Here is a 25559-nt window from a genome sequence, read left to right as displayed (position 1 = left end):
CTTAATAAAAACCATTTTCTCTTAAAAAATTCATATTTATTTTTGGATCCTTAGAATTTTTGTCATTAAAAAATTTATAGATGTATTTACCAATAATGTCCGTTTCAATATTTATTGGATCCCCCATTTTTCTTTCCCATAAATTTGTACTTTTTATGGTGGTGGGAATTATGGAAACCTTAAAATAATCCCTTGATACTTCAGAAATTGTAAGACTTATACCGTCAAGGGCAACAGAACCCTTATAGACCATTTGCTTTAAAGTTTCAGTATCAGCCTTTATTTTATATTCTACAAAATTATTGGCATTAGTAATTTCCTTAATAGTTCCGAGGCTATCAATATGGCCCTGAACAATATGGCCGTCAAGTCTTTTATCAAGAGTCATCGCTCTTTCAAGATTAACTAAATCTCCGGCCTTTGCACTTTTAAAAGATGAGGCATTTAAAGTTTCCTTCATTAAATCTGCTTCATAAAAATCTTCGCCAAAGTCTGTTACAGTTAAGCAGACACCATTAGTGGCAATAGAATCACCAACTTTTGTTTTTTCCAAAACAGCCTTACAAGAAACTTTTATCTTATAAATATTTTTTTCTTTTGAAATGGAAGCAATTTTCCCAACTTCTTCAATAATTCCAGTAAAAATATTAATCACCCTTTCTCAAATAGCCTTGAACCATTAGGTCTGGCCCAATTTTTTCAAAAGTCATATTATAAACATTTTTAAGTGAAGTTAGGGTTTCAAATCCCTCTCCGCCAATGACTGAAAATTTTTGACCACCAATTAATTTTGGAGCCATAAAAAATATTAATTCATCAATTAAATCTTCCTTAAGCATGGAGTAACTTAGGCCAGGGCCACCTTCAAGCAAAATATTTCCTATGTCTTCACCTAAAAGTTTTTCTAATAAATATTTTAAGTTTAGGCTTTCTCCTTCTTTTCTGCCCACAATTATTTTTACATTTTCCCTTTCAGAAAGTCTTTTGAATTTTTCCCTATCATAGTCTTCTGAAGTGTAGATTATAGTTTGTGCCTCTGAGGAGGAGAAAAGTTTTGCATCTTCAGGAATTCTTAGACGGCTGTCAACAACAATTTTTGTTGGATTTATGTATCCCCCTTCAATTCTTACATTTAGAGATGGATTGTCTGCAAGAACAGTTCCAATTCCAACCATTATACCGTCATTTACTCCCCTTAATTTGTGGGCATATTCCCTCGATCTTTCACTGGAAATCCACTGACTTTCGCCAGATGAGGCAGCGATTTTCCCGTCAATGGACATAGCAGCTTTTAAAGTTACATAAGGCCTTTTGTATTTTAAATTATGGAAAAAAATCTTATTTAATTTTATGGACTCTTCTTCTAAAATCCCTTCCACAACTTCAATCCCAGCATCTTCCAGAATTTTTATGCCCTTGCCGGCAACTTTTGGATTGGGATCACCTGCCCCAATGATTACTTTTGAAATTTTTGCATCAATTATTGCCTGCGTGCAGGGAGGCTGTTTGCCAAAATGGCAGCAGGGTTCAAGACTTACATAAAGTTCTGCCCCTTCCAAAGGCTCCTTAGCATTATTTATGGCATCTCTTTCTGCATGAAGTCCTCCGAATTTTTTGTGGTAGCCCTCTGCAATTATTTGATCATCCTTTACAATAACGCATCCCACCATGGGATTGGTCTTTGTAAATCCCCTTCCTTTTTTTGCAAGTTCAAGGCATCTTTCCATATAAAAACTGTAGTCATAAAAATCTAACATAAAAACTCCTAAAAAAATAAGCCCACAAAGGGCCCTAAATTAAAACTAAAAAAATAACCTTCTCTCATCCAGACTATACTGTCGGTATTGGAATTACACCAATTCAGCCTAAGCTCGCGGACTTTTACCGCCGGTGGGGAATTTCGCCCCGCCCCGAAAATCAAATAATATATATTCATTTACTATATTTATAATATCACTCTAATAATTAATGTCAATATGTAATTTTTTATTTATTTTTTATTTCCTATAAAAAATTCTTCGTCAGGAAAATTTAAAACATAATAATAAACTAATGCTTATTTTAGCTCTTAATTGTTTTATTTCTCTTTAATGCTTTTATAAAATTTGGAGATTTTAAAATTTGAGAAAAAAGTCCCCTAGTTTTTGTAAAAAAATATTGACATTATGAAAAACCTCTAGTAAAATAGAGAAAGTAGTCAACTTGATGATATTTAAGTGGAGAAATACTCAAGAGGCTGAAGAGGCTCCCCTGCTAAGGGAGTAGGTCCCGATTAGGGGCGCGAGGGTTCAAATCCCTCTTTCTCCGCCAATGGTGAGGGCCTTTAGCTCAGTTGGTTAGAGCGCCCGGCTCATAACCGGTAGGTCCTGGGTTCAAGTCCCCGAAGGCCCACCATTTAATTTAAAATTTAAGTTCGATTTATTTGCCCAGATAGCTCAGTCGGTAGAGCAGAGGACTGAAAATCCTCGTGTCGCTGGTTCGATTCCGGCTCTGGGCACCAAAAAGCTCCTTTTTAAGGAGCTATTTTTTATTCTATATTTTTTCGCTTCTTATCTTTATAAATATTATATAGGTCATCTATAAAAGATACTGCACTTATAAAAATAAAAATATATGATATATCAACTAATCCATATCCTGTTCCATTTGAAATCACGTCAAAAAAGTTAATATTAAATCTAATTAACATAAATATAATTAAGCATACAAAGCCTAAGGCTAGGGATTCGCTTGGAATATCTTTGTAGTATTCTTTAAAATATATTGTATGCACAAAAAAGATTATATAAAAAAATATAAAACCTTTAGGACTAGAATTAAGGTATTTTATTGTTATATAGTCTATACAAATTAAATAAATAATAGATAAAACACTCAAGTATGCATCAGATACATATATATATTTTTTTATCTTTGTTAGCATTCATTTTTTCATCTCCTAAAAATTTTTTCCTATCTGCTTCCGCCTCCAGATCCTCCACCGGAAAATCCTCCGCCGCCAAAGGATAATGAGCCTCCACCTCCTGACGAGGATGAGGATGAAGAGCCGCCCATGGCAGTTGAAATTCTTGAGGCAAAATTATCTGAAATGCTGTAGGCCATATAGGTGGATGAATAATTATCAGTATTTGTAAAGTGGTAAGCAGGGTTTATATCCTTAATTTCATCCATAACTTGATCGCCTAAGCCAAATAGGGCTGCCATTATTAAATAATCATACCAAAGTTCAACTTCCTTTGGATATTTTTCATCAATAAGAATAAAATCCTTTAAATATTTTTAAAAGATAAACTTTCATCTCTGGCTTTCTTTCCCTTATCAGTCAATTTAATTTTTGACATCTTTTCTTTACTTCCAGTAGCAAAGCCCATTTCCTTGGTCGTCCTTATCATTTCCTTATCAAATGCTTCCATCATATTTTTGTATATGCTATACCTTCTTCTAAAGGAATAGTTAAAATCTCTTTCATCTAAAACGTCATCTTTTGATACATCTTTTAAAAATTTAAATAGCTTTTCTTCAAAAACGCAATCATATTTGGGTTCTGAAACAAAAATCATCTTGTCTTCTTTTGCTCTTCCTTTTCCATTTTCATCTCCCGCTTCAAAAAGAACTGCATCATCTTTCATCCACTTTAAAAAATCGGCTGAAATTAAATAGGAAATATTTAAACCAGTTATGGCATTCTTTCTATGGAAGAGATGGAAAAAGTGATTTAAAAGTAGACTTCCATTTTGAGGAATTTCCCTTTTATAATCTAGCTTTTTAAGTGACCTATATTGAGAACTTGTTAGCATGCTTATTAATGTTACAAATAAAAAGAGAAATATTAGGATGCAAACAAGGGGTGTAAATAAAACTGCAACTATTAATAGGGGGCTTGAGCCCTTTAAATTTCTTAAAAATCCTAAAAGCCCATCACTTTTTGAATTATCATAAGATGAGCCTTCAAAGGCCATTTCTCTCATTTTTTCAAAAGTTCCACTGCCGCTAGAAATAGGATTTATTATTCCCTTATCAAGCCTTAAAAGTACTGTCAAATTATTTCTGCTAAAGAATTTTTCAGAATTTGATCCTATTATTTGTCCCCCTAAAAAATTTATAGACCCTTTAAAACCAAAGGCCCAAATCCCAGCATTTTTATCAGAAAGTTCTGTCCCGTCTCTGTATATTTTTATGAAAATATCATTTGAGGCAGGATCCATTTTATCATTTACAAATCTAATATTAAAACCGTCATAATCTGAAAAGGCTTGGACGGCATTTGTCATCTTGTAAGTTAAGGTGTATGTCTTATCCTTATTGTATTCAGATTTACCAAAACAAAGTTCCGGCCCGCTTCCACTTTCGTTTATACCAAATTTTCCAGACTTTTCTTCTAAAGTTTTGTCCACGTCCCATGGCTTCATTTCTTTATAGGGACCATTTTCATCAGATACCTTGAAATTTTCTATAGTCATATCCCTCATATTTTGCTTGGGTATATAAAATTCTGTTCCGTTATCAGAATTTGCCTGCCAAACTTCTGTTATGTCAAGGGAGCCGTCATCATTAATTTTTGCATCAATGGAAATTTTTTTAATCTCCGTCTTTCCAAAGACATTTACAATGGAAAATATAAATAAAATAAGTAAAAATAAGGATAGTTTTTTTAATTTATTTTTCATCTTTAGCTCTTCCAAAATCTAAATGTGGCATTTCAAGAGTCACATTTTGGTCAAAATATTCAAGGGGCTTATAGTTTAAAATTCCTGCTATAAGGCTTGATGGGAAAAATTTTACAAGTTCATTATATCTCGTTACAGTGTCGTTATAAACCATTCGTGACATCCTTACTTTGTTTTCATAGTCATTTATTGAGCTGATGTCATTTTGAAATAGACCCTCTGATTTTAAGTCGGGATAAGATTCTGCAAGGGCGAAAACATTTTTTAAAGCAGAATTTAGTGCCTTTTCTTCCCTATCTGCTTCTAAAGGACCACTTATTTTTATAGATCTTTTTTCAATTATATTCTTTAAGGTCTTTGATTCATAAGCTGAATAAGATGAAACGGCATTGCAATTTCCATAAGGACATCCCAACGGGACTTAATTTGCACAGAAATTTGTGAAAGTGAATTGCTGACCCTTTCTCTTAAAGAAACTAATTTTCTCTGAGTAAAAATAAAATATAGGTCAATTAAAAGTAAAACTGGTCCTATAATTAATAGAAATATTTTTTTCATTTTGATCCTCCATTTATTTATATTTTTTTATACCTAAATACTTTTATTTTTACATGTGTTTATAAAATTTAATTAATTATAAACTTTATTTGTCCTAAAATTATTTTTTTACTCTATAATATAAATAATAAAAAATGTTTTCATATATTTTTTTATAATTTATTAAACGAGGTGAAGAATATGGGAATAATGGATGTTTTAAGTAGTAAGCTCCTCTATATTTTAGTTATTTGGGGTCTTCTCTTCATTTTTTCAATTTGTGTATTTTTCTTTAGAAGAGCCGTCAAAAGAGCCAAAGAGCTTGGGATTGAAAATGACAAAATCAAATCCGTTGTAAGATCTTCTCTAATCTTTTCCATTGTCCCTTCAATTTCAATTATTATCGGTTTAATAACCCTATCTCCAATTTTAGGTGTGCCTTGGCCTTGGTTTAAACTTTCTGTTGTGGGATCACTCCCCTACGAACTTATGGCAGCTGACCTTGCAGTAAAAGGAGCTGGCTACGAGTCCCTTGATAATTTTTTGAAGGCAGGAACTCCTGATGTAATCGGTGAAATTTTATTTGTCATGTCTATTGCTATTATGGGTGGAATGGTCTTTAATATTTTAGCCCTTAAAAATGCACACAAGTGTTGTTAAGGCTGGCTCTGAAGATACTCCAATAATAGACCTTGCCCTTTCAGTTTTAGTTGTTGGCATGATGAGCGTTTTTGTTCCTGTGCAATTTGTAAAATCAAAAGTTCACGCTGGAACTTTAATAATTTCAGCAATTTTTACCATCTTATGTTCTTATTTGTCAAAAAAATTAAATTGGAAGTGGATGGACGATTTTGTAATGAGTTTGCCATGTAATAGGGATGATTGCCGCAGTTATATTTGTAAATTTAGGATGGTGATTTTATGAACTTAAGTACTTATATAGAAAAAAACTATAGATATAGCATTATTGCAGCTGTTGCCGGTCAAATGCTCGCCTTATTTTTGCCCATAACAATATCTGAACAGCTTTCTATGATTCCCATTGCTGGAACAAGCTGCTATTTAAATTCAATTCTCGGAAATGTTATGAATATAAAATTCCCCTGCTATTTAAATGCTATAAAAACAGTTGAAGCACAAAATGGAACAGAAGAAGCTGATGTTATGGGAATGATAGCTAATACTATTTCAGGGATGGTTATAATTATTGTTGTTGCTATTGGCGTTGTTTTACTTGTACCTTTAACTCCTCTACTAAAAAATGAAAATGTAATTACTGCGACAAATTACATTCTTCCCGCTCTTTATGGCTCAATGGGCATTTCAGCCTTTATAGGTACAAAAGCAGACTCTTATAAAGTTAAGAGAAAACCACTTGTGGCTATCATTGATTTAATTCTGATTTTTGGATTTATATTTTTAATAAGTCCCTTAGCTGGAAAAAAAGGCTATTCAATGCTTGTTATGCTTTTAGTTTCAATTCTTGTTTCCTATTTATTATATAGAGTCGGAATTTTAAAAATGGTTAAGAAAAATTAGGTGAGCTTATGGATAAGATAATTAAAGAAGCCTATGAATATGGAAAACAATTTACAAAAAATGGAAAATTAGTTGACTATTTGCCAGATCTTACCAAGGCAAATATAAATAAACTTGGCCTTGCTATTGTAGATGAAAATGGAAAAATTCATGAAGAAGGAGAGGTTAATGAAAAATTTGCCATTATGTCTATTGTAAAAGTAATTTTATATTTAATGGCCCTTGAAAATTATGATTATGACGAAATTTTAAAATATGTTGGAATAAAACCATCATCAAAAGCTTATAACAGCCTACTTGACCTTGAAATGGGAGAAGATAAAAAACCCATTAACCCCTTTATAAATGCTGGGGCAATTGTGACTTCCTATCTTCTATTTAAAAAATTTGCTGATAAAACTGTAGAAAAAATTATAGAAAGGACAAGGACTCTAATGGAAAGTCCTGATATAAATTATTCTAAGTCCCTTGTTGAAACTTCTATGGCAGTTGCCGATAGCAATTTTGCCATGACCTATACTTTGAAAAAAAATAAGATTATAGGAAATGACATTTCAGCCTATGACCTACTTTTAATTTATTGTAAGGCCTGCTCTCTTATGATAAACACAAGAGAACTTGCAAAATTTGCCTCCATTCTTTCAAGAGGAGGAAAAAATTATAAGGGAGAGCAAATTGTTTCAGAAAAAAATGCCCAAAAGCTTAGGGTTTTAATGGCAACTTGCGGCACTTATAATTTTGCTGGCGAATTTGCCATGGATGTTGGACTTCCTGCAAAATCAGGAGTAGGAGGCGGCCTTATCGCAACGACAAATAAGGGGCTTGGAATCGCAGCTTATTCACCAGGTCTTGATGAGCTTGGAAATCCCCTTGCTCCCATGAAAGTCTTAAAATATTTGTCAGAAAAATTAAATTTAAGTATATATTAATCGTGGGCTTTTTAGCCCGCTTTATTGTTAAAAGGATGTTTTAAATTGTAAAGAAAATATGATGAAGAATTAATTGAACTTGCAAAAAAAATTTGGTCCTTTGCTGAAATTAAATTTAAGGAATATAAATCTTCAAAGGCCCAAATGGAACTTTTAGAAAAACACGAATTTGAAATTGAATCAGGTCTTGCCCATATTCCCACTGCATTTAAAGCGGTTTATGGCAAAGGAAAACCCGCCATTGGATTTTTAGGTGAATTTGATGCCCTATCAGGTCTTTCACAAGAAGCCGATAAACTTGAAAGAAAGGAAGTTGAAAAGGGAGCTTGCAGTCATGGATGTGGTCACCATATGCTTGGGACTGCTTCAATTGGGGCTGCCTTTCAATTAAAAGACTATATTGAAGAAAACAATTTAGATGCAAAGGTAATTTATTCTAGCTACCCTGGCGAAGAAGGGGGATCAGGAAAGGCCTTTATGGCAAAAACTCGAGTTTTTGATGATGCCGACATTGCGCTTACTTGACATCCCTTTAATGGCAATGCAATTTTAACTGGATCAATGCAGGCAAATAAGCAGGTCTATATTAGATTTTATGGTCAGGGATCTCACGCTGCCTTCAGTCCAGAACTTGGCAGATCAGCCTTAGACGGTCTTGAACTTTTAAATGTAGGTCTAAATTTTTTAAGGGAACATATAAAATCTGATGAAAGACTTCACTATGCAATTACAGATACTGGAGGCAAATCACCAAATGTTGTTCAAGCCTTTGCAGAAGGACTTTATCTTTTAAGATCGCCTTAAATTAAGGGCCTTGATAAATTATATGAAAGATTTGAAAAAATTGTTGAAGTTGCTGCTCTTATGATTGAAACAAAGGCAGAAATAATTTTTGACAAAGCCTGTTCAAATATTGTCCCCAACGAAGTTATAGAAAAAGTTTTATACGAAGCCTTTAGGGAAGAAGAACCAGTAATTCATAATGAAGAAGAACTTCAATATGCAAAAAATTTTTAGGGAAATACTACCCGATGAAAATCTCCTAAGCGAAATGAGCCTGCAATTTGTAAGTGATTAAATTAAGGAAGATAAAATGAAATATTTAAAGGACCATATTTTATATGACAAAATTTTGGAATACACTCATTCATCTTCTGTTACAATGAGTTCTTCAGACGTGGGAGATGTTTCAAATGTCATACCAACTTCACAAATAATTGTTGCATGCTATGCCATTGGAACTTCAGTCCACTCATGGCAAGAAGTTGCTCAAGGAAAAGCCTCCTATGCCTTTAAGGGAATGCTTAAAGCATCTGATGTATTAGCAAATGCAGCAAATAAATTTTTAGAAAAACCTGAACTTATAGAAGAAGCTTGGGAAGAATTAATAAAAAGAAGAGGCCCAAAATTTGTTTCGCCAATACCTGACGGACGAATTCCTATGGTCTTAAGAAAAGATAAGTATTAATATTTAAAATTAATTAAAAGAAACCATCATTTATTACTTTTTAAATGATGGTTTTTTGCTTTTTATATTCTATTTACCATATCAAAAATTGGCATAGCTATTGCCAAAACTATAAATCCAATTATTAGGGAAAGAATTATTATTAGGACTGGCCCTAAAATATCTACAAATCTTTGGTTATAAGTGTCCATATCCTTTTCATAATAGTCCCTAAAATTTTTAAATACTTCTTCAAAATTTGAAGATTCTTCACCAATTCTTACCATAGAAATAAAAAGTTTGGGAAATATATTTGTATTTCTAAGACCTATATAGTAGGACTCCCCTGCCCTTAGATCAGTTAGAACCCTATATAATTTTTCTTTTATAAGGCTGTTATCTTCCATAGTTCCTATAATTTCCATGGACCTATCTATTGTAAGCCCTGATGACAGAAGAGTATAAATGCTAAAGATGAATTTTAATGTATAAACTCTCCTATAATAATTTATTCTTAAAAGAATTTTTTCGTAGGCTCTTTTGTTTTTGGAAAAATAAAATATAAGAATTAAAAGTAAACTTAAAAAAATTATTGCCAGCAAAACAAAATTGGCTCTTAAAAAGGCTGAAATAGAAATTAACATTCTTGTAAAAATCGGGAGAATTGCCTGTGAATCCTCATAAATGTCTGCAAAAGTTGGAATTACATTTAACATTAAAAAATTTACTAAAATTATGGACACAATTATTAATAGGCAAGGATAAGAAGTTGCCCCCAAAATTTTTTTCTTAAATTCATTCATCTTCCTATAATAAACTGAAAGATTTCCAAAAACTCCCTCAAGATTTGCAGAATTTTCTCCTGCCTCCACTAGATTTACAGCAAAATTTGGAAAATAGCCTGATGACTTTAGAGCTTCTTCAAAAGATATACCCCTATTTAAGTCCTCTATAATTTTTAAAATGACCTCTCTTTTTTGTCCCTTAAAGGTTTCTGCAGAAATTTTTAGGGCTCCATCAAGGGTGATTCCCGTCTTTAGCATTAGTTCCAGCTGATTAAAGAAAAAATATAGGTCAACATTTGAAAATTTTTTTCTAAAACTAAAGGCATTATTTTTTTGGATATTTTCTTCAAGAGAAATTGGTCTAAAACCTCTGGTTTTTAATTTACTAATAGCATCTTTTTTTGTATTAGCACTAATAACTCCCTTAACTACCTTATCATCTTTTAAGGCCTTGTAATTAAAATTCATATTTCACCTATGGTATTAATATTTCTATAATATTCATCGAGAGAAGTCTCCCCATTTTCAATTAATTTTTTTATTTCGTGGGATAGAGTCTTCATACCCTCTGAAATTGCGTAGGTCTTAATTTTTGCTAGTGATTCTTTTCCTGCAATCATTTCCTTCATCTTTTCATCTACAATCATAATTTCAAAAACCGCCTTTCTGCCTAAATAGCCACCATTGCATCTAGGGCAGCCGCAATGTTTATAAATTTCTTTGCCTTTTAAAATTGGGTCTTTTGAAATATATTTTTCCTTGCAAATGGGACAGAGTTTTTTTATTAATCTTTGAGAAATAACTCCCAAAAGGCCAGCAGAAACTAAATAGGGTTCTATACCCATGTCAACAAGTCTTCCAACAACTGCTGGCGAATTTTCTGTATGAATTGTTGAAAAAACTTGATGGCCCGTTATGGAAGCAGAAATTGCAATATGGGCAGTTTCCCTATTTCTAATTTCCCCAATCATAATCTTATCTGGGTCCATTCTCAAAATTGATTTAAGGCCTAGTTCAAAAGAAAGCCCCGTATTTTCATTTACTTCAATTTGATTTATGCCCTCCATTTTATATTCAATTGGATCTTCTATGGTCATTATATTTATTTGGCTGCTGGCTATAAATTTTAACAAAGTGTATAAGGTTGAAGTTTTGCCGCTAGATGTTGGCCCTGTTATTAAAATTAGGCCTTGAGGCTGATTTATTAGGGTCAAAACTTTTTTATAATTTTCTCCACTAAGTCCAATTCCCTCTGGCGTATAGTCCACCCTATTTACATCTAAAATTCTAAAGACAACTTTTTCGCCGTAGGATGTTGGGCTTAAGGCAACTCTTATATCAATATTTCTTCCCCTAAAGAAATAGGAAAATCTTCCATCTTGGGGTAGCCTTTTTTCAGCTATATCAAGTCTTGATAAAACTTTTATTCTAGTTATTAAATAGGGATACAAAACTGTTGGGAACTTTACCATTTCTAGAAGACTTCCATCAATTCTATATCTTATTAAAATATAATCTTTTAAATGCTCAATATGTATATCTGAGGCATTTTTACTTATGGCCTCATCTAAAATATAATTTAAAACTTTGACAACGGGCGAATCTTTGCTATCGTCATCAAAATTAAATTCTTCTTTTTTATTCTTAAAGATTCTATTAATTTCTTTTACAATTTCCGGGTCTTCATTTTCTTCAAAGAGCTTATCTATTTCCTTAAGGATTGTTTCTTCATCCTTAACAAGAATTTCAATATTTTTACCCAGCATTTCAGATAAATTATATGCCAAAATTGAATCCTCTCTTTTGGCATATATAATGATCTTTGTCTTCTCTTCAAAGATAGGAACTATTAAATTTTTCCTGCAAAATTTTTTGTTTAGGGTATTTTTTAAATCACTGCTTAGATTATTCATTTTTTCCCTCTAATTTTGAATAAGAACAGTTGGGATTTGAACATTTTATAGTATTTCCCTTTTTATTTTGTATTTCTACTAGTGCTTCTCCACAATTTGGACACTTTTCTCCCGTTGGCTTGTTCCAAGAAACAAATTTACACTCTGGATACTTGGAACATCCGAAAAATTTTCTGCCCTTTTTAGACATTTTTATAATAATATCTCCATCCTTACAGTCAGGGCATTTTATGCCAATTTTTTCAATATAAGGCTTTGTATTTCTACATTCAGGAAAGCCAGGACATGCCAAAAATTTTCCAAACCTTCCCCTTTTAATAACCATATTTCTTCCACATTTTTCACAAATAACATCAGTTATAGGATCTTCAATTTCAACTTTTTCTATATTTTCATAGGCCTTGTCAAGGTCTTTTTTCAAGTCTTCATAAAAATCCCTAACAAGATTTTTCCATTCCAAATCTCCAGAAGCAATTTTATCAAGTTCTGTTTCCATCTTTGCCGTAAATTTTCTATCCACAAGATTTTTAAAATTATCGGCTAGGATATCATTAACTGTCAGTCCCAAATCCGTTGGAAGAAGTTTTTTATCCTCAATAACAACATAATATCTGGACAAAAGAGTTGAAATAGTTGGAGAGTAGGTTGAAGGTCTTCCTATGCCAAGTTTTTCTAAAGTTTTTATTAGAGATGCTTCATTATACCTTGCTGGCGGCTGAGTAAAGTGCTGATTTTTTTCAAGGTCTTTTAATTTTAATTTGTCACCCTCTGCTAAGTCTGGAATTATTTCATCTTTTTTTAAGTCATATTCATAAATCCTTAAAAATCCATCAAACGCAAGCTGAGATCCATTAAGTTTAAAAATTTCTTTATTGGAAATAATATCAACTGTGCTTGTTAAAAATGAAGCTTCTTTCATTAACGAAGCAAGAAATCTCTTCCAAATTAATTCGTAAAGCTTAAATTCATCCCTGCTCAAGGATTCTTTTATGGAATAAGGACTTCTAAAAACATTTGTAGGCCTAATACATTCATGGGCATCCTGAACATTTTCACCCTTTTTGGCATATTTTCTCCCCTTGCCAATATAATTTTTTCCATAATTTTTTTCAATGTAAGAAAAGGCAGCTGCCTGTGCTTCTTCAGAAATTCTTGTTGAGTCAGTTCTCATATAGGTTATTAAACCTTGAAGACCTTCACCTGGAATATCCACTCCTTCATAAAGGGACTGAGCAACTTGCATAGTCTTTCTTATGGGAAAATTAATTCTTCTTGAAGCCTCTTGCTGCATAGTTGAAGTTGTAAAAGGATTTGGAGCAAGCCTTTTTCTTGAACCCTTTTGAAGCTTATTAACTATAAAATTTTCCTTATCCAGCTTTTTAATAATTTGATCAGTTTCTTTTTCATTTTTTAAGTCAATTTTTTTTAATTTTTTATTTTCATATTCGCCGTAAAAGCTTGCCTTTAAAGATTTTCTTTTAAAGGTAAGGTGGGCATCTAAAGTCCAGTATTCTTCTGGCACAAAACTATTAATTTTCTCTTCCCTGTCGCAAATTATTTTTAAAACTGCAGATTGAACTCTGCCGGCAGAAAGACCAGACTTAACCTTTTTCCAAAGAAGGGGCGAAATTTTATAGCCAGCAATTCTATCAAGTTCACGCCTTGCCTGCTGAGCATCCACTAAGTCCATATCAATTGACCTTGGATTTTTTATTTCTCTTTTAACAGTATCCTTAGTAATTTCATTAAATGTAACCCTATTTTTATCCTTGGGATCAAGGTCTAAAATATGACTAAGATGCCAAGAAATTGCTTCTCCTTCCCTATCAGGGTCAGTTGCCAAAAAAACCTCGTCGTGATTTTTTGCTTCTTTTTTCAATTCTTTAATTAAGGTGCCCTTTCCTCTAATATTTATATATTGGGGTTCAAAATTATTTTCTATATCTATGCCAAGTTTACTCTTTGGCAGATCTCTAATATGACCAACTGAAGCCACAACCTTATAATTTGCACCCAGTATTTTTTTTATTGTCTTTGCCTTTGTTGGTGATTCCACAATAACAAGATTTTTCGCCAAAATAACAACTCCTTTAAAAAATCTATTTATAAAATCCTAAATTCAGACCTTGAAATTTTTTCTATGACTGATTTAAGTTCAAGTTTTGTAAGTATCGTATTAATATAAAATACATCAAAATCACTCTTTATGCAAATTTCATTTACATCACTTACTCCCGCCTTTAGAAAGTCAAGAACTTTTTCCTCGTCTTCACTTAGGGAAATCTCTTCCGTCTTTTTTTCCTTTGCCCTTTGAATGTCAGGATAAATATCTAAGATATCTCTAATATCAATTAAGGGTCTTGCTCCATCTGATATTAATTTATTTGTTCCCTTAGAATAAAGAGAATTTATATTTCCTGGCACTGCCAAAACTTCTCTACCCTGTTCTGCCGCTAACCTTGCTGTAATTAAAGACCCACTTCTCTCCATAGCCTCTGCAATTATTGTTGCCTGGGAAAGGCCAGAAATTATTCGATTTCTGTGGGGAAAAGTATACTTTGTTGCAAGCATACCAAAGGGATATTCTGAAATTATTGTACCCTCTTTTAAAATTTCAAAATATAAATTATTATTGGACTTTGGATATATTATATCAATACCATTACCCAAAACTGCAACAGTAGACAACTTATTTTCAAGGGCCCTTTTGTGGGATAGGGCATCAGTCCCATAGGCCATGCCTGAAACTATTATAAAATCATAGGGAGCCATTTCATCTACAAATTTATTAATTATGTAATTGGCGTAAGATGTGTGCTTTCTTGAGCCTACTATTGAAATATAATTCCCTTCTTTAAGAGGTCTTCCTCTCATATATAAAAGGGAAGGCATATCATCAATATATCTTAAAGAATCAGGAAAATCTTCATCTAAAATAGAAGTGATTTTAACTTCTAGCTTATCTGCCCTTTGATAAACTGATGCCAATATTTCGTCATAGGAGGAAATTTTGTTTTTTATTTTATTTATAGGTTCTTTCCTCATAAAGCCCTTAAAAAAATCTTCCTCTAAATTTATAAAATCAGAAAGTTCCATAGAATTTTCAATACAATAATTAAAAATACTAAGAGAATTTTTTGAAGATAGGCCTATGGCATTTAAAAATATTAAAGTATTTCTATCCATTAGTTCCCCCAAAATTTTGAATCTACAGTCCTATATTGGATGGCTTCCAAAATATGATCTTCCTTAATTTCACTTGAATGGCCAAGGTCTGCAATTGTCCTTGCAATTTTTAAAAGCTTATTATAAGTTCTTGCGCTCATCCTGTATTTTTTATAGGAAAGCTCAAGAATTTTTTTAGAAGCTTCATCTAATTTGCAGTATTTTGAAAGTTCCTTGTCAGGAATTTCAGCATTAAAATTAAAGGGCTTATCAACAAACCTTTCCTTTTGGACATCCCTTGCGTATTCTACTTCCCTTCTCATTTCACTAGATGATTTTGAAGGAGTATTTGAAGAAATTTCCTTATAATCCACTTCACTAACTTCCAAATGAAGGTCAATTCTATCTAAAAGAGGATGGGAGATTTTTGAAAGATACCTTTGAATTTGGTAGGGCGAGCAGGTACATTCATGTTTTTTTGATCCATAATAGCCACAGGGGCAAGGATTCATTGCGACAATCAATTGAAAGTCACTGGGATAAGTTACCGTTCCATTAGCTCTTGCTATATTTATAACTTTGGCTTCCATAGGCTGTCTTAAAACTTCTAAAACATTTTTTGAAAATTCAGGTAGCTCATCTAAAAATAAGACTCCTTTATGGGCAAGGGAAATTTCACCAGGCCTTGGATAGGATCCTCCACCAATTAAAGCAACTGCTGATGCTGTGTGATGGGGACTTCTGAAAGGAGGTGTTGTTACCAATGAATTTTCTTTTAAAAGTCCTGCAACTGAATAAATTTTTGTAACTTCTATGGCCTCTTCAAAGTCAATCTGGGGCAAAATGGTTGGAAATCTTTTAGCCGCCATTGTCTTTCCAGAACCAGGACTTCCAATAAATAGACAGTTGCCTTTAGAAGCTGCAGCTATTGTTAAAATTCTCTTTAAATTATCTTGCCCCTTAAGGTCTGAAAAATCCATGTCATATTTAACATCACTTTCAAAAAAATCTCCAAGGGCTCTTGGAAGAGAAATATTTCCCAAAAGAAATTCTGCAACTTCTTCTAATTTTTTAACTGGATAAATTTCCACATCACTTACAATAGCAGCTTCCTTTCTATTGTCATAGGGTAAAATAAATTTTGAAAATCCCTTTTCTCTCATGGAAATAACCATTGGCAAAACTCCCTGAACAGGATAAATTTTTCCATCAAGGGCAAGCTCCCCTAAAATTACATAGTCATCAGGAGATTTTTCTATTGAGCCACCTGCCGTTAAAATTCCAACTGCAATGGCAAGATCAATTTGAGATCCGTCTTTTTTTAAATTTGCTGGTGCCAAGTTTATTGTTATTCGCTTTTTGGGAAATTCATAACCTGAATTATTTATAGCAGACTTTACTCTTTCAAGTGATTCTTTTATGGCAAGATCTGGAAGGCCCACTAAAGTAATTTTTGGCATACCTCTTACCATATCTGTTTCCACATCTACCACATATCCATTTAAGCCGAAAAGTGAACAAGTTTTTATATTTGAATACATTATTCTTCCTCCAACAATCTATAGGACTGGCCTAAAAAATCATCACTTTTTTGGATTTTTCCCTTTTTACATAGTTCTTCTAAATTTCCTAGAAATTCATCATAAGAATAGGATTTTGACTTTTGAAGATTAATTTCCTTTATTGTATTTAATAGGTCAGTTGTCCCAAGAGGAAGGGAATCTCTTATGTCTTCTAAAAATTCATCAAGTTTTGAAGAAATATTATCTTCAAGTTCATCAAAGGGATTTAAAGTATGAGGACTAACTGTGTTTGCTGCCCTCATTCTCACATAAGATGTTCGGCCTCTTTCAGAAGAAGAAATAAAAACATCTCCTGTCTTTAAATATGGAAGCCTTTTTGTTTCTTCAATTCTTAGGTCCGTTTCCTCTTTTATGGTATCAATATCAGATGCCCTAACAGTTCTAAAAATCATCTTTGTATTAAGCTGAGCCGTAATTGTTTCATCAAGAAGAGTTGGCCTTTGACTTGCTAAAATTAAAAACACGCCATATTTTCTTCCCTCTTGAGAAATTTCTCTTAAAATTGATTTTGAAGGTGTTTCATAACCCTTAGGAGCAAAATTGTGAGCTTCATCTGTAACTATTATAAAGGGAGGGAAAAATTCTGCACCTACATTATTTCTATAGACTTCATCCCTATAATTTTTTCTCAAATAATATAATTTTGAGAGAAGATAGGTTGAAAAAACATTGATAAGTCTTGTTGACCCCTGTAAAACAACAAGCTTTCCCCTTAAAAGTAGGTCAATTATGCATGACGAGTCGTGGGAAAAAATTCCTTCACTATGGAGAGAATTTAATCTCCACAAAACTCCCCTAACAGACATAGAGTTTACAGTTTTGCCATATTTTTCGTAAATCTCTTTTACCATTCCTAATCTTTCCTGTCTTTGGGGATCTTCAAAGGATTCATTTATTTCTTCCTGAATTTTATCCTTTGAACCAAATTCTTCTGCTTCCAAAAGCATTTCCAGTTTATTTCTAAAAGAATCGTAAGATGCACCTGTTTTTAAAATTACGTCGATTACATTATTCATAGAATCTGTTAGAAGTGAAGCAGAATTCAAAAGATTTTTTAGGTCTTTTTTTGAAAGGTCTTCAAATCTTATGCCAATATCTATGCCAATTTGCAGACATTTAAATTTATCCTTATAATCTACATCTGAAATTTTTGAATTTTCCGAAAAGTCCATTTCAAAGTGGGGATCAAGAACAATAGTTGGAATTTCTTTTTTCATAATTTCTTCAAGCATAACTCTTAGACCAAAAGATTTTCCTGAACCTGACCCTCCAAAAATTCCTATGTGAGGATATTGGTGCATAGACCTATAATTAAAAAGATAGGGAAGGTCGTTTTGTTTTAAATATTCTCCCCTTTCAAAGGTATAGCAAAGATTTTTATATTCTTCGTCCATATCCTTTGTTAAGTCATCAGTATTTTTTATTACTCCAAAAATCATAGATGTTGAAACCCTATTGTTAATTAAAAGACCTTCAACTTCTTTAAAGGTGGGTATCCTAACATCACAGCCAGTAATTGGAGGATATAAAACTTCTTCATAAAATCTTAGCTTGCAGACGTAGACAGTTTCTTCATTTATATCATAGCCCATAGATTTTAATGATGTTAAAACTCCCGCATCAACAAAATCTCCTCCCATATCAAGGGGGATAAATCGGTTAAATGTTTTGGCTTCAACAACTTCTCCAATCAAGGGGCCTGAAGCAGGATCTTCAACCACTAAAAATTCATTAGATCTAAAATTCCTTTCCTTTGAACCTATAAAAACTTCCTGATTTGTAGTTATTCCTAAAACTTTCATATTTCCTCCTACAAGCTTCTTTTATCTCTTTCAGAAATAAAAAATCTTTCATAAATATCTCTATCTAAATAAGTTTCAAGACTGGCCCTAATTATTTGGTCAGTAATTTTTACATCCTTGTCCACAATGTCGAGCCAAAGGGGAACTCCTCTTGAATTAAAGGGAGTTAAAGTGTAGACAAGGGACAGAACAAAGGGCAAATATTTTTCCTGTATATCTAAAATATCAATTCCTATGCAGCTGGGAAATGATGACGACCTTAAAAAAGCAGAAGAAAATCCCTCTCCCAATCCCTTTTCTATATATTTTTTATTGACTTCATTATTTATTAGTAGGGCCTCTCCCACTTCAAAAGTGTTAAATAATAGCTCCCTATCATAGACATAGTCCTTAAAATTTAAGGCTCCTGAAATTACCTGAGTTTTTATATCCTTAATAACTCCAAAAAGCAAAATATTTTTTTCTTGGCAAAGATTCCTCAGGTCTGTAAACCTATCTTGACAATTTATTTTATATCTTATAAATCCTCCATCCATCATTAAAATGTCGGGTCTTTTATTTTTTATATATTCTATGGCTGTGTCTATTTCAATTGTTGCAAGAATTTGCTGGCCCTTCTCCTCTTCCTCATAACTTCTATTTAAGGTTGGCGTATAAACTTCGCTTAAATATTTTTCTTCATATTTTGTGGATTTGGCAAGGCCTTGAAAAATTTCTATATAATGAGGAAAAGCTCCGCCGCACCTATTTGATGACCCATCAACTCCAACTAAGTCATCAATTTTTTCCAAGTCTTCCTTGCTTAACTTTTGAATTTTTAAAATTTTTCCAACCTTCTCTTCCAAGGATTTTTTAAAATCTTTTTTATCGACCTTAAAATATTTAGAATATTTATTTCTTAAATTTCCATTTACTTCCCTTAATTTTCCTTCAAGGTCATATATGTTAAACATCTAATTTTAAACTCTCCTTATAAATATAGTTCTTGCTTAAATTATATTCTTTGACAATCTCTTTAACCGCTTGAGATTTACTTATTCCCTTTAGAATTTTTTCCCTTAAAAGGTCTTCTATGTCAAGCTTAATTTCCTCATCTTCTTTTCCGTGGCATATAATGACAAATTCTCCCTTAACTTTAAGATTTCCTTGCAAAATTTCTGAAATCTTTCCCCTAATGGTTTCTTCATAGATTTTTGTAAGTTCCCTTGAAATTGAAATTTCCCTATCACCAAAAATTTCTAAAAGGTCTCTTAAAAAGTCTAAAACCCTGTGGGGAGCTTCATAAAAAATTATTGTAGCCTTTAGGTCTTTAATTGCTTCCAGTTCTTTTTTTCTGGCAGATGATTTGGGAGATGTAAAGCCCTTAAAATAAAAATTTTCAGTATTAAGACCTGACCCAACAAGGGCAGTTAAGGCTGCATTTGGACCAGGGAGAACTCTAAAGTCAATATTTTCTTCTATTAATTTTTTTACAAGGACCTCTCCCGGGTCGCTAATTCCTGGCATCCCTGCATCTGTTACTAGGCAAATATTAAGGCCATCTTCATTATATTTTATAATATCTTCTGAAACTTCTGATTCATTAAATTTTTGATAAGAATATAATTTCTTTTTTATATCATAGTGATTTAAAAGTTTAAGTGTTACCCTTGTGTCCTCTGCAAAAATTATGTCACTTTCCCTTAAAACCCTTAAAGTTCTTAAGGTTATGTCTTCCAAATTTCCAATTGGTGTTGGGCAAAAATAAATCATAAAAGCACCTCATTTTTTATGGCCCTTTCCATTTCTTCTGAAAGGCCCAAACCCTTATGCACAATAAATTCCCTATAAAAATTCCCGAAATTCGCTTCTCGTCTTGCCCTTAAAATAAAGTGTCTGGCTGGTTTTGTGTCTCTTGGTTTTATGGCAATTATATCCTTAATCTTTAGCCCCGTTTCCGTAAAATAATAGATAATTTCTGCCATGCGATTTGTTGGAAAAATTATGGTCACATCTCCCCTATCTTTTATTAAATAGGAGATGATTTCTATAAATTTTTGTAAATTTTGAGAATGTCTTGCCCTTTCAATGCTGCCTTTTGGTTCAATAAAATTAAAATATGGTGGATTAAAGACAATGGCATCAAAAAACCTTGGCTCAAAAATTTCCCTTAAATTTAAAATATCTTCATTAAAAATTTTTATCCTATCTTCTAAATTATTTACCTTTAAGGATTCACGAAAAAGATTTAGGACCTTATTATTAATATCAACTCCATAAATTTCCTTCCACCTGTTAATTAAACGGAGGGACAAAATTCCATTGCCGCAACCTAAATCTAAAAGCCTATCTCCACTTTTAACAAAAGATGTTAAAATTAAGCTATCGCTTGTGGCCTTAAAAAGTCCGCCCTCCTGCATTAAAATATATTCAGTTCCTGGCACATAATCTCTATTCATTTGCCGCCTCTTTATAGTTTATTGTCTTTTCTACAAATTCATATCTATCCCTAGCAAGATTTTTTGTATTATCATCAAGGCTTTCAAAAAATTTTCCACCTTCCAAAAGATCTTTTAACTTGTAAATCCTATAAGTGTCTTTTTCATATATTCTTTCTTTTCTCACAAGACTGGGAATAAGTTCAAAACTTTCTAGCTTTGCTCTTTCATCTCCTGATGATTTTGAAATTTTTATCTTTACAATAAGACCTGTGTCCACTGCTTTCTTCCCAATGATTTCCTCTCTTTGGTTTGAAAGGGCGTTACCCATGGAATATATTACAAATTTTCTCTCACCATTTATATAATAATCTTCATAATTTTGGACAACATGAGGATGGGAACCCAGAATAATATCTGCTCCAGCCCCAAAAATTTTATCCTTTAATTCTCTTTGCCTTTGGTTTCCTATGTATTGGTATTCATTTCCCCAATGGGGCATGACAATTACAAAATCTGTCCTCTCCCTTAACTTTTTAATATCTCCTTCAAAGTCCCTCTTAAAGGTGTCAACTAAAAATTCTTGGCCACTAATTAAAGAATCCATACCATTTAAAAGGTCAGTGTAGGCCAAAAAACCAATTTTTATTCCATTTACTTCTATAATTTTGTCTACCCTTTTATCATTTAAATAAGTTCCAACACTTTTTAAGCCGCAGGCATTTATAGTCCTTATAGTTTCCTTAATCCCCTCTACTCCTGTGTCAAGGCAATGGTTATTTGAAGTTGAAAGTAAATCAAAACCAACATTTTTTAAGGACTGAGGACTTTCTTTAGGAAAATTAAAAAGAGGAAATTTCCCCATTGGCCTTTCTGAATTAATAGAGCCTTCAAAATTTGCAAGGGCAAAATCCGCACCCTCTATGTCATCTTTTATATATGCAAAAAAGGGGGTATAATCATAGGAATCTTCTATTTTTGCCGCAGCGTTTAAGGGCCTATGAAAAATCATATCTCCCATAGCAAGAATATTTATCTCAAATTTTTGAACTTCTTCTTTTTTTATTTCCTCTTCTTTTAGACTTCCCTTTTTAAGTTCATGCCCTAGATTTTTATCACTTGTCCTAAGGGAGTCAAAAGTACATGAACAAAGAAAAAGAAGGACAAGGAAAATTCCTAAAGTCTTCCAAACTCTTCTTGGCATTTTTCTTCCCTTTCTCTTTCTGAAAATTCACATCCACAATAGCATTGCCTATACATATTAAATTTATTTGAAAGTTCTATTGATCTTTGATAGCCATTTCTCTTTTTAAAATCTGAATATAAATAATCAACTCCATAAATTTCCCCCAAATATCCACCTAGCTTATTTAAAATCTGCGAATCCTTGTAGGGAGAAACACTTAAAGTCGTAGTAAAATAGTCAAAATTTCCCTCTTTTGCAAGCATAGCAGTTTTTGTCAGTCTTAAATTAAAACAAGAAACGCATCTTTCAGATCCTTCACCCTTATCTTCATATCCCTTAACAGCCTTTAAAAATTCGTCCTTTTCATAGTCAATAATTTGGACCTTGACTTCATCTTCAAGGCCAAGTTTTCCAATTAATTTAATTTGTTCCTTGGCTCTTTTCATATATTCTTCATAAGTGTCAATATTTGGATTGTAATAGAGAATTTGTAATTTAAAAAATGGTGCTACTCTTTCAATAACAGCTGATGAACATGGCCCGCAACATGAATGTAATAATAAAGTGGGTTTGTTATTTAAATCAATATTTTTTAAAATTTTTTCCATTTCCAAATTATAATTAATTTTATTCATAAAAACTCCCATAAAAAAATGGACTAGTGTAGAACTAGTCCTTTGGTCGGGATGAAAGGATTTGAACCTTCGACCCCATGCACCCCATACATGTGCGCTACCGGGCTGCGCTACATCCCGTTAATGGCAAAATTATAGCACATAATCATATTAAAATCAATTTCTTTTTCTTTTAGCGTAAATTATAAGGCCAGAAAGTATAAAAATCAGGCTCACAATTTGCGAAATTCTAAAGGGACCAAAATATAGTGAGTCGGTTCTCATTCCTTCAATAAAAAATCTGCCAATGCCATATAAGATTAAATAAAATGCCGTTAGCTGACCTGTGAATTTTTGCCTTTTGCTTAAGATAAAATATAGAAAGATAAAAATTCCTAGGTCTAAAATTGATTCATATAAAAATGTTGGGTGAACTTTAATTCCATCAACATAAATTCCCCAAGGAAGATTTGTCGGACCACCATGGGCTTCAGAATTTGCAAAATTTCCCCATCTGCCAATTCCTTGAGCAAGTGCAACTCCCGGAGATGCCGTATCAAGAAGGGTTATAAAATTTATCTTTTTTATTTTTGAAAATATATGAATTGTTATAAGACCAGCAATAATTCCCCCATAAATTGCAAGGCCACCGTTCCGAATTGCTAAAATTTCAGAAGGATTTGCCAAATAATAGTCTAGCTGAAATAAAACATAATAGGCTCTTGCACCGAGAACTCCAAAAATTATGGCGAAAATTCCCATATCGCTGGCAAAGCCTTCATACAGTCCATCCTTATATTTATATTTTTTTCCCATATTTTCGCAAACCATTAGGGCTAAAAAAGCTCCAATGGCAATTAAAATTCCATACCACCTAATTTCAAGACCAAAAAGTCTAAAGGCCACAGGATTTATATTCAATTTTTAGCTTCCTCCATTATTTGAACTCCTGCTGAGCATCCAAGTCTTGTTGCTCCGTTTTCAATCATTTCTCTTGCGCTTTTTAAATCTCTAATGCCTCCAGATGCCTTAACGCCCATTTCATTTCCAACAGTTTTTCTCATTAGGGCAACATCTTCTTTTTTTGCTCCGCCACTAGAAAAGCCCGTTGAAGTTTTTACAAAATCTGCTCCAGCATTTTTTGCAAGCTCGCATACCTTCACAATTTCGTCTTTATCCAGTAGGCAACATTCTATAATTGTCTTTAAAATCTTTCCATTATTGTGGCAAAGATCTGCCAAGGCTTTTATTTCCTCTTCAACTTTAGCATAGTCCCCTGCCTTTAAGGTTCCAATATTAATAACCATATCAATTTCATCTGCACCATTTTTTATGGCATCTTCTGTTTCAAAAACTTTTACTTCTTTTGTAGTTGCCCCAAGAGGAAATCCAATAACTGTACAGACTAAAACATCACTGTCCTTTAATTCTTCCTTAGCAAGTTTTACTTGGCATGGATTTACGCAGCAGGATTTAAAGTCATATTTTTTTGCTTCGTCACATAATTTTTTTATTTGCTCGTAAGTTGCTTCTGCTTTTAAAAGAGTGTGGTCAATATATTTATTTAATTCCATAAGCCCTCCCTTAATTTTTGTAAATTAAAATATTTTCATTATCCCTATTAATAAAATTAATAAAATTTGCACTTTCAGAAATTTCATTTTTATCCGTTTCTGTTACTTCGTAAAAAACATAAGATTCTGTGCCTATGGCCATATAAAAGTGCTTTAACACAAGTTCAAGGCCCAAAAACTGATCGTCAGTAAAGGGAGCTCCTCCAACTAAAAGACCGATTCCCTCTTTATTTTTCGGGATTTTTTCTCCCTGCAAAAATTTCCTAGACCAATAGACCTGCATCCTGTCGACAAAAGATTTTGCCTTTCCCGGCATAGAATTAAAATAAATGGGAGAGGCAAAAATAACTAGGTCAGAATTGTCAATTAATGGATAAATATTTGTCACATCATCATTTAAGACGCATCTTGGAACTTTTGCACATCCATAGCAAGAAATGCAGGGAGAAAAATCAAGGTCCTTTAATATAATTTTTTTTAGGTCATAGTCCTTAAATTTCTCCTTCAAAAAAATATCCAAAAATTTTTCTGTATTTCTAAACCTTCTTTCACTGGCCATAAAGGCAAGTATTTTTTTAGTCATTAATCTTCATCATCTTGATCCCAATTATGGTAAACATCTTGGACGTCATCATAATCTTCAAGGGTATCAATTAATTTATCCATTTTTTTAATATCTTCTGCATCTGTTAATTTTGAATAATTTGCAGGCACAAAAGTAATATCACTTTCCACAAATTCAAAGTTATCGTCTTCTAGGGCCTTTCTAACTTTATGGTAGTCAGAAGGATCAGTTACAATTTCAAAAGCTTCTCCCCTATCAATGACATCTTCTGCTCCTAAATCTAAAACGCTAAGCATAAATTCATCAGCATCAAGACCATCTTTTTTCACAACACCAATAATTCCCTTTTCAGAAAACATAAAGGAAACGCAGCCGGGAGTGCCTAAATTCCCGCCATTTTTATCAAAGAAGTGGCGAATGTCTGGTGCAGTTCTATTTCTATTGTCAGTTAAACACTTAACCATAACTGCAATTCCTCCTGGTCCATATCCTTCGTAAGTTATAGTTTCATAATTTGTAGCTGAATCTTCGCCTGAGCCTTTTTTTATTGCTCTTTCAATATTGTCATTTGGAAGATTTTCAGCCTTTGCCTTATCAATTGCGACCTTTAACTGAGGATTATAATCTGGATCCGCTCCACCTTCCCTAGCTGCAACAGTTATATATCTGGCAAGTTTTGTAAAAATCTTTCCCTTTCTGGCATCTTCCTTGCCCTTTTTATTTTTTATATTATTCCATTTGGAATGTCCGCTCATTTAATCACCTTTTCTAAAATAATTTCCTTTCCTTATTATAAACTATAAAATGGGACTTTGTAAAATCTTGCCTTTTAAATT

General features: G+C 32.7%; 29 protein-coding genes, 4 tRNA genes and 1 riboswitch. Of the genes, 11 read left to right on the top strand and 22 right to left on the bottom strand.

What is annotated here, in order from left to right; translation table 11 throughout:
• Position 1 precedes the first annotated feature (1 nt).
• Positions 2–655, bottom strand: a complete 654-nt coding sequence (locus BQ4446_RS04640) for a riboflavin synthase (RefSeq protein ID WP_083329037.1) — start codon at positions 653–655, stop codon at positions 2–4.
• Positions 648–1757, bottom strand: a complete 1110-nt coding sequence (ribD, locus tag BQ4446_RS04635; protein WP_071027043.1) for a bifunctional diaminohydroxyphosphoribosylaminopyrimidine deaminase/5-amino-6-(5-phosphoribosylamino)uracil reductase RibD — start codon at positions 1755–1757, stop codon at positions 648–650. The genes BQ4446_RS04640 and ribD overlap by 8 nt, the downstream gene beginning before the upstream one ends.
• A 52-nt stretch (positions 1758–1809) precedes the next feature.
• A riboswitch (FMN riboswitch) is annotated at positions 1810–1922 on the bottom strand.
• 296 nt (positions 1923–2218) lie between these two features.
• On the opposite strand from ribD, the gene BQ4446_RS04630 reads away from it, so the two are divergent.
• The 3 genes from BQ4446_RS04630 to BQ4446_RS04620 all read left to right on the top strand — a co-directional run bounded on the left by BQ4446_RS04630 (position 2219) and on the right by BQ4446_RS04620 (position 2500).
• Positions 2219–2310, top strand: a tRNA-Ser gene (locus tag BQ4446_RS04630).
• Between the two features lie 7 nt (positions 2311–2317).
• Positions 2318–2394: transfer RNA gene (locus tag BQ4446_RS04625), tRNA-Ile, on the top strand.
• Between the two features lie 30 nt (positions 2395–2424).
• Positions 2425–2500: transfer RNA gene (locus BQ4446_RS04620), tRNA-Phe, on the top strand.
• 452 nt (positions 2501–2952) lie between these two features.
• Here BQ4446_RS04620 and BQ4446_RS08480 read toward each other — a convergent pair.
• The 4 genes from BQ4446_RS08480 to BQ4446_RS08255 form a co-directional block, all read right to left on the bottom strand.
• Positions 2953–3171, bottom strand: coding sequence for a hypothetical protein (locus BQ4446_RS08480; protein ID WP_245149672.1), 219 nt, complete (start codon positions 3169–3171; stop codon positions 2953–2955).
• A 98-nt stretch (positions 3172–3269) separates the two neighbouring features.
• Positions 3270–4667, bottom strand: coding sequence for a DUF2207 domain-containing protein (locus BQ4446_RS04605; protein ID WP_071027039.1), 1398 nt, complete (start codon positions 4665–4667; stop codon positions 3270–3272).
• Complete coding sequence (locus BQ4446_RS04600) at positions 4657–5082, bottom strand: LemA family protein (protein ID WP_071027037.1); 426 nt, start codon at positions 5080–5082, stop codon at positions 4657–4659. Before BQ4446_RS04600 ends, BQ4446_RS04605 begins: the two co-directional genes overlap by 11 nt.
• Positions 5016–5225, bottom strand: coding sequence for a LemA family protein (locus BQ4446_RS08255; protein WP_135100585.1), 210 nt, complete (start codon positions 5223–5225; stop codon positions 5016–5018). Before BQ4446_RS08255 ends, BQ4446_RS04600 begins: the two co-directional genes overlap by 67 nt.
• Before the next feature lie 180 nt (positions 5226–5405).
• Between BQ4446_RS08255 and BQ4446_RS08865 the strand changes: the two genes are divergently transcribed.
• From BQ4446_RS08865 to BQ4446_RS08575, 8 genes are all read left to right on the top strand, one after another.
• Complete coding sequence (locus BQ4446_RS08865) at positions 5406–5864, top strand: DUF5058 family protein (RefSeq protein WP_245149671.1); 459 nt, start codon at positions 5406–5408, stop codon at positions 5862–5864.
• Positions 5845–6129: a DUF5058 family protein gene (locus BQ4446_RS08860; protein WP_245149670.1), complete on the top strand. Its 285-nt coding sequence runs from the start codon at positions 5845–5847 to the stop codon at positions 6127–6129. The genes BQ4446_RS08865 and BQ4446_RS08860 overlap by 20 nt, the downstream gene beginning before the upstream one ends.
• Positions 6126–6743 carry a hypothetical protein gene (locus BQ4446_RS04590; RefSeq protein WP_071027035.1) on the top strand — a complete coding sequence of 206 codons (618 nt, stop codon included), beginning with the start codon at positions 6126–6128 and terminating at the stop codon, positions 6741–6743. The genes BQ4446_RS08860 and BQ4446_RS04590 overlap by 4 nt, the downstream gene beginning before the upstream one ends.
• An 8-nt stretch (positions 6744–6751) precedes the next feature.
• A complete protein-coding gene (glsA, locus tag BQ4446_RS04585; RefSeq protein WP_071027033.1) occupies positions 6752–7672 on the top strand; it encodes a glutaminase A in 921 nt (306 codons plus the stop codon).
• A 144-nt stretch (positions 7673–7816) separates the two neighbouring features.
• Positions 7817–8197, top strand: a complete 381-nt coding sequence (locus tag BQ4446_RS08590; RefSeq protein WP_245149669.1) for a zinc-binding metallopeptidase family protein — start codon at positions 7817–7819, stop codon at positions 8195–8197.
• A gap of 36 nt (positions 8198–8233) precedes the next feature.
• Entirely contained in the window at positions 8234–8476 is a 243-nt protein-coding gene (locus BQ4446_RS08585) for a hypothetical protein (protein ID WP_245149668.1), read from the top strand.
• A 60-nt stretch (positions 8477–8536) separates the two neighbouring features.
• Complete coding sequence (locus tag BQ4446_RS08580; RefSeq protein ID WP_245149667.1) at positions 8537–8689, top strand: hypothetical protein; 153 nt, start codon at positions 8537–8539, stop codon at positions 8687–8689.
• Between the two features lie 76 nt (positions 8690–8765).
• Positions 8766–9140, top strand: coding sequence for a hypothetical protein (locus BQ4446_RS08575; protein WP_245149666.1), 375 nt, complete (start codon positions 8766–8768; stop codon positions 9138–9140).
• Positions 9141–9202: 62 nt separating this feature from the next.
• Here BQ4446_RS08575 and BQ4446_RS04575 read toward each other — a convergent pair whose 3' ends face one another.
• From BQ4446_RS04575 to BQ4446_RS04500, 16 genes are all read right to left on the bottom strand, one after another.
• Entirely contained in the window at positions 9203–10372 is a 1170-nt protein-coding gene (locus tag BQ4446_RS04575; RefSeq protein WP_071027031.1) for a type II secretion system F family protein, read from the bottom strand.
• Entirely contained in the window at positions 10369–11817 is a 1449-nt protein-coding gene (locus tag BQ4446_RS04570) for a GspE/PulE family protein (RefSeq protein WP_071027029.1), read from the bottom strand. The genes BQ4446_RS04575 and BQ4446_RS04570 overlap by 4 nt, the downstream gene beginning before the upstream one ends.
• Positions 11810–13894, bottom strand: coding sequence for a type I DNA topoisomerase (topA, locus tag BQ4446_RS04565; RefSeq protein WP_071027027.1), 2085 nt, complete (start codon positions 13892–13894; stop codon positions 11810–11812). The genes BQ4446_RS04570 and topA overlap by 8 nt, the downstream gene beginning before the upstream one ends.
• Before the next feature lie 26 nt (positions 13895–13920).
• The gene (dprA, locus tag BQ4446_RS04560; RefSeq protein ID WP_071027025.1) at positions 13921–15003 is read right to left on the bottom strand and encodes a DNA-processing protein DprA; all 1083 of its coding nucleotides are present in this window, start codon (positions 15001–15003) and stop codon (positions 13921–13923) included.
• On the bottom strand, positions 15003–16523 hold the full coding sequence (locus BQ4446_RS04555) for a YifB family Mg chelatase-like AAA ATPase (RefSeq protein ID WP_071027023.1): 1521 nt from the start codon (positions 16521–16523) through the stop codon (positions 15003–15005). Before BQ4446_RS04555 ends, dprA begins: the two co-directional genes overlap by 1 nt.
• Entirely contained in the window at positions 16523–18367 is a 1845-nt protein-coding gene (locus tag BQ4446_RS04550) for an ATP-binding protein (protein ID WP_071027021.1), read from the bottom strand. The genes BQ4446_RS04555 and BQ4446_RS04550 overlap by 1 nt, the downstream gene beginning before the upstream one ends.
• A gap of 8 nt (positions 18368–18375) precedes the next feature.
• Entirely contained in the window at positions 18376–19320 is a 945-nt protein-coding gene (locus BQ4446_RS04545) for a DNA double-strand break repair nuclease NurA (protein ID WP_071027019.1), read from the bottom strand.
• Positions 19313–20119 (bottom strand): 16S rRNA (cytidine(1402)-2'-O)-methyltransferase, encoded by an 807-nt coding sequence (gene rsmI, locus BQ4446_RS04540; RefSeq protein WP_071027017.1) that lies wholly within the window; start codon positions 20117–20119, stop codon positions 19313–19315. The genes BQ4446_RS04545 and rsmI overlap by 8 nt, the downstream gene beginning before the upstream one ends.
• Complete coding sequence (locus BQ4446_RS04535) at positions 20116–20805, bottom strand: tRNA1(Val) (adenine(37)-N6)-methyltransferase (RefSeq protein ID WP_071027016.1); 690 nt, start codon at positions 20803–20805, stop codon at positions 20116–20118. Before BQ4446_RS04535 ends, rsmI begins: the two co-directional genes overlap by 4 nt.
• The gene (locus tag BQ4446_RS04530; protein WP_071027014.1) at positions 20798–21988 is read right to left on the bottom strand and encodes a CapA family protein; all 1191 of its coding nucleotides are present in this window, start codon (positions 21986–21988) and stop codon (positions 20798–20800) included. The genes BQ4446_RS04535 and BQ4446_RS04530 overlap by 8 nt, the downstream gene beginning before the upstream one ends.
• Positions 21961–22605 carry an epoxyqueuosine reductase QueH gene (locus BQ4446_RS04525; RefSeq protein WP_071027012.1) on the bottom strand — a complete coding sequence of 215 codons (645 nt, stop codon included), beginning with the start codon at positions 22603–22605 and terminating at the stop codon, positions 21961–21963. The genes BQ4446_RS04530 and BQ4446_RS04525 overlap by 28 nt, the downstream gene beginning before the upstream one ends.
• 43 nt (positions 22606–22648) lie before the next feature.
• A tRNA-Pro gene (locus BQ4446_RS04520) sits at positions 22649–22725 on the bottom strand.
• A gap of 36 nt (positions 22726–22761) precedes the next feature.
• Positions 22762–23505 carry a prolipoprotein diacylglyceryl transferase gene (gene lgt, locus BQ4446_RS04515; RefSeq protein WP_071027010.1) on the bottom strand — a complete coding sequence of 248 codons (744 nt, stop codon included), beginning with the start codon at positions 23503–23505 and terminating at the stop codon, positions 22762–22764.
• Positions 23502–24158, bottom strand: coding sequence for a deoxyribose-phosphate aldolase (gene deoC, locus BQ4446_RS04510; protein ID WP_071027008.1), 657 nt, complete (start codon positions 24156–24158; stop codon positions 23502–23504). Before deoC ends, lgt begins: the two co-directional genes overlap by 4 nt.
• 10 nt (positions 24159–24168) lie before the next feature.
• Positions 24169–24741, bottom strand: a complete 573-nt coding sequence (locus BQ4446_RS04505; RefSeq protein WP_071027007.1) for a flavodoxin family protein — start codon at positions 24739–24741, stop codon at positions 24169–24171.
• Complete coding sequence (locus BQ4446_RS04500; protein WP_071027005.1) at positions 24741–25478, bottom strand: YebC/PmpR family DNA-binding transcriptional regulator; 738 nt, start codon at positions 25476–25478, stop codon at positions 24741–24743. Before BQ4446_RS04500 ends, BQ4446_RS04505 begins: the two co-directional genes overlap by 1 nt.
• Between the last annotated feature and the right edge of the window lie 81 nt (positions 25479–25559).

The sequence above is a fragment of the Peptoniphilus raoultii genome, assembly GCF_900099555.1.
GTDB lineage: Bacteria > Bacillota > Clostridia > Tissierellales > Peptoniphilaceae > Peptoniphilus_A > Peptoniphilus_A raoultii.
Note: the sequence above shows the minus strand (reverse complement) of the source record. Positions and strands in the feature narration are given on the sequence as shown.

Coding starts and splice junctions, on each gene's coding strand:
- BQ4446_RS04500 (WP_071027005.1), bottom strand. CDS start 25,478: ATGAGCGGACATTCCAAATGGAATAATATAAAAAATAAAAAGGGCAAG.
- BQ4446_RS04535 (WP_071027016.1), bottom strand. CDS start 20,805: ATGAATAGAGATTATGTGCCAGGAACTGAATATATTTTAATGCAGGAG.
- BQ4446_RS04575 (WP_071027031.1), bottom strand. CDS start 10,372: ATGAATTTTAATTACAAGGCCTTAAAAGATGATAAGGTAGTTAAGGGA.
- ribD (WP_071027043.1), bottom strand. CDS start 1,757: ATGTTAGATTTTTATGACTACAGTTTTTATATGGAAAGATGCCTTGAA.
- deoC (WP_071027008.1), bottom strand. CDS start 24,158: ATGGAATTAAATAAATATATTGACCACACTCTTTTAAAAGCAGAAGCA.
- rsmI (WP_071027017.1), bottom strand. CDS start 20,119: ATGATTTATTTTTGCCCAACACCAATTGGAAATTTGGAAGACATAACC.
- dprA (WP_071027025.1), bottom strand. CDS start 15,003: ATGGATAGAAATACTTTAATATTTTTAAATGCCATAGGCCTATCTTCA.
- BQ4446_RS04605 (WP_071027039.1), bottom strand. CDS start 4,667: ATGAAAAATAAATTAAAAAAACTATCCTTATTTTTACTTATTTTATTT.
- glsA (WP_071027033.1), top strand. CDS start 6,752: ATGGATAAGATAATTAAAGAAGCCTATGAATATGGAAAACAATTTACA.
- BQ4446_RS04590 (WP_071027035.1), top strand. CDS start 6,126: ATGAACTTAAGTACTTATATAGAAAAAAACTATAGATATAGCATTATT.
- BQ4446_RS08580 (WP_245149667.1), top strand. CDS start 8,537: ATGATTGAAACAAAGGCAGAAATAATTTTTGACAAAGCCTGTTCAAAT.
- BQ4446_RS08255 (WP_135100585.1), bottom strand. CDS start 5,225: ATGAAAAAAATATTTCTATTAATTATAGGACCAGTTTTACTTTTAATT.
- BQ4446_RS08585 (WP_245149668.1), top strand. CDS start 8,234: ATGCAGGCAAATAAGCAGGTCTATATTAGATTTTATGGTCAGGGATCT.
- BQ4446_RS04525 (WP_071027012.1), bottom strand. CDS start 22,605: ATGAATAAAATTAATTATAATTTGGAAATGGAAAAAATTTTAAAAAAT.
- BQ4446_RS04530 (WP_071027014.1), bottom strand. CDS start 21,988: ATGCCAAGAAGAGTTTGGAAGACTTTAGGAATTTTCCTTGTCCTTCTT.
- BQ4446_RS04505 (WP_071027007.1), bottom strand. CDS start 24,741: ATGACTAAAAAAATACTTGCCTTTATGGCCAGTGAAAGAAGGTTTAGA.
- BQ4446_RS04570 (WP_071027029.1), bottom strand. CDS start 11,817: ATGAATAATCTAAGCAGTGATTTAAAAAATACCCTAAACAAAAAATTT.
- BQ4446_RS04550 (WP_071027021.1), bottom strand. CDS start 18,367: ATGAAAGTTTTAGGAATAACTACAAATCAGGAAGTTTTTATAGGTTCA.
- BQ4446_RS08480 (WP_245149672.1), bottom strand. CDS start 3,171: ATGGATGAAATTAAGGATATAAACCCTGCTTACCACTTTACAAATACT.
- BQ4446_RS08590 (WP_245149669.1), top strand. CDS start 7,817: ATGGAACTTTTAGAAAAACACGAATTTGAAATTGAATCAGGTCTTGCC.
- BQ4446_RS08865 (WP_245149671.1), top strand. CDS start 5,406: ATGGGAATAATGGATGTTTTAAGTAGTAAGCTCCTCTATATTTTAGTT.
- BQ4446_RS08575 (WP_245149666.1), top strand. CDS start 8,766: ATGAAATATTTAAAGGACCATATTTTATATGACAAAATTTTGGAATAC.
- BQ4446_RS04545 (WP_071027019.1), bottom strand. CDS start 19,320: ATGTTTAACATATATGACCTTGAAGGAAAATTAAGGGAAGTAAATGGA.
- BQ4446_RS08860 (WP_245149670.1), top strand. CDS start 5,845: ATGCACACAAGTGTTGTTAAGGCTGGCTCTGAAGATACTCCAATAATA.
- BQ4446_RS04555 (WP_071027023.1), bottom strand. CDS start 16,523: ATGTATTCAAATATAAAAACTTGTTCACTTTTCGGCTTAAATGGATAT.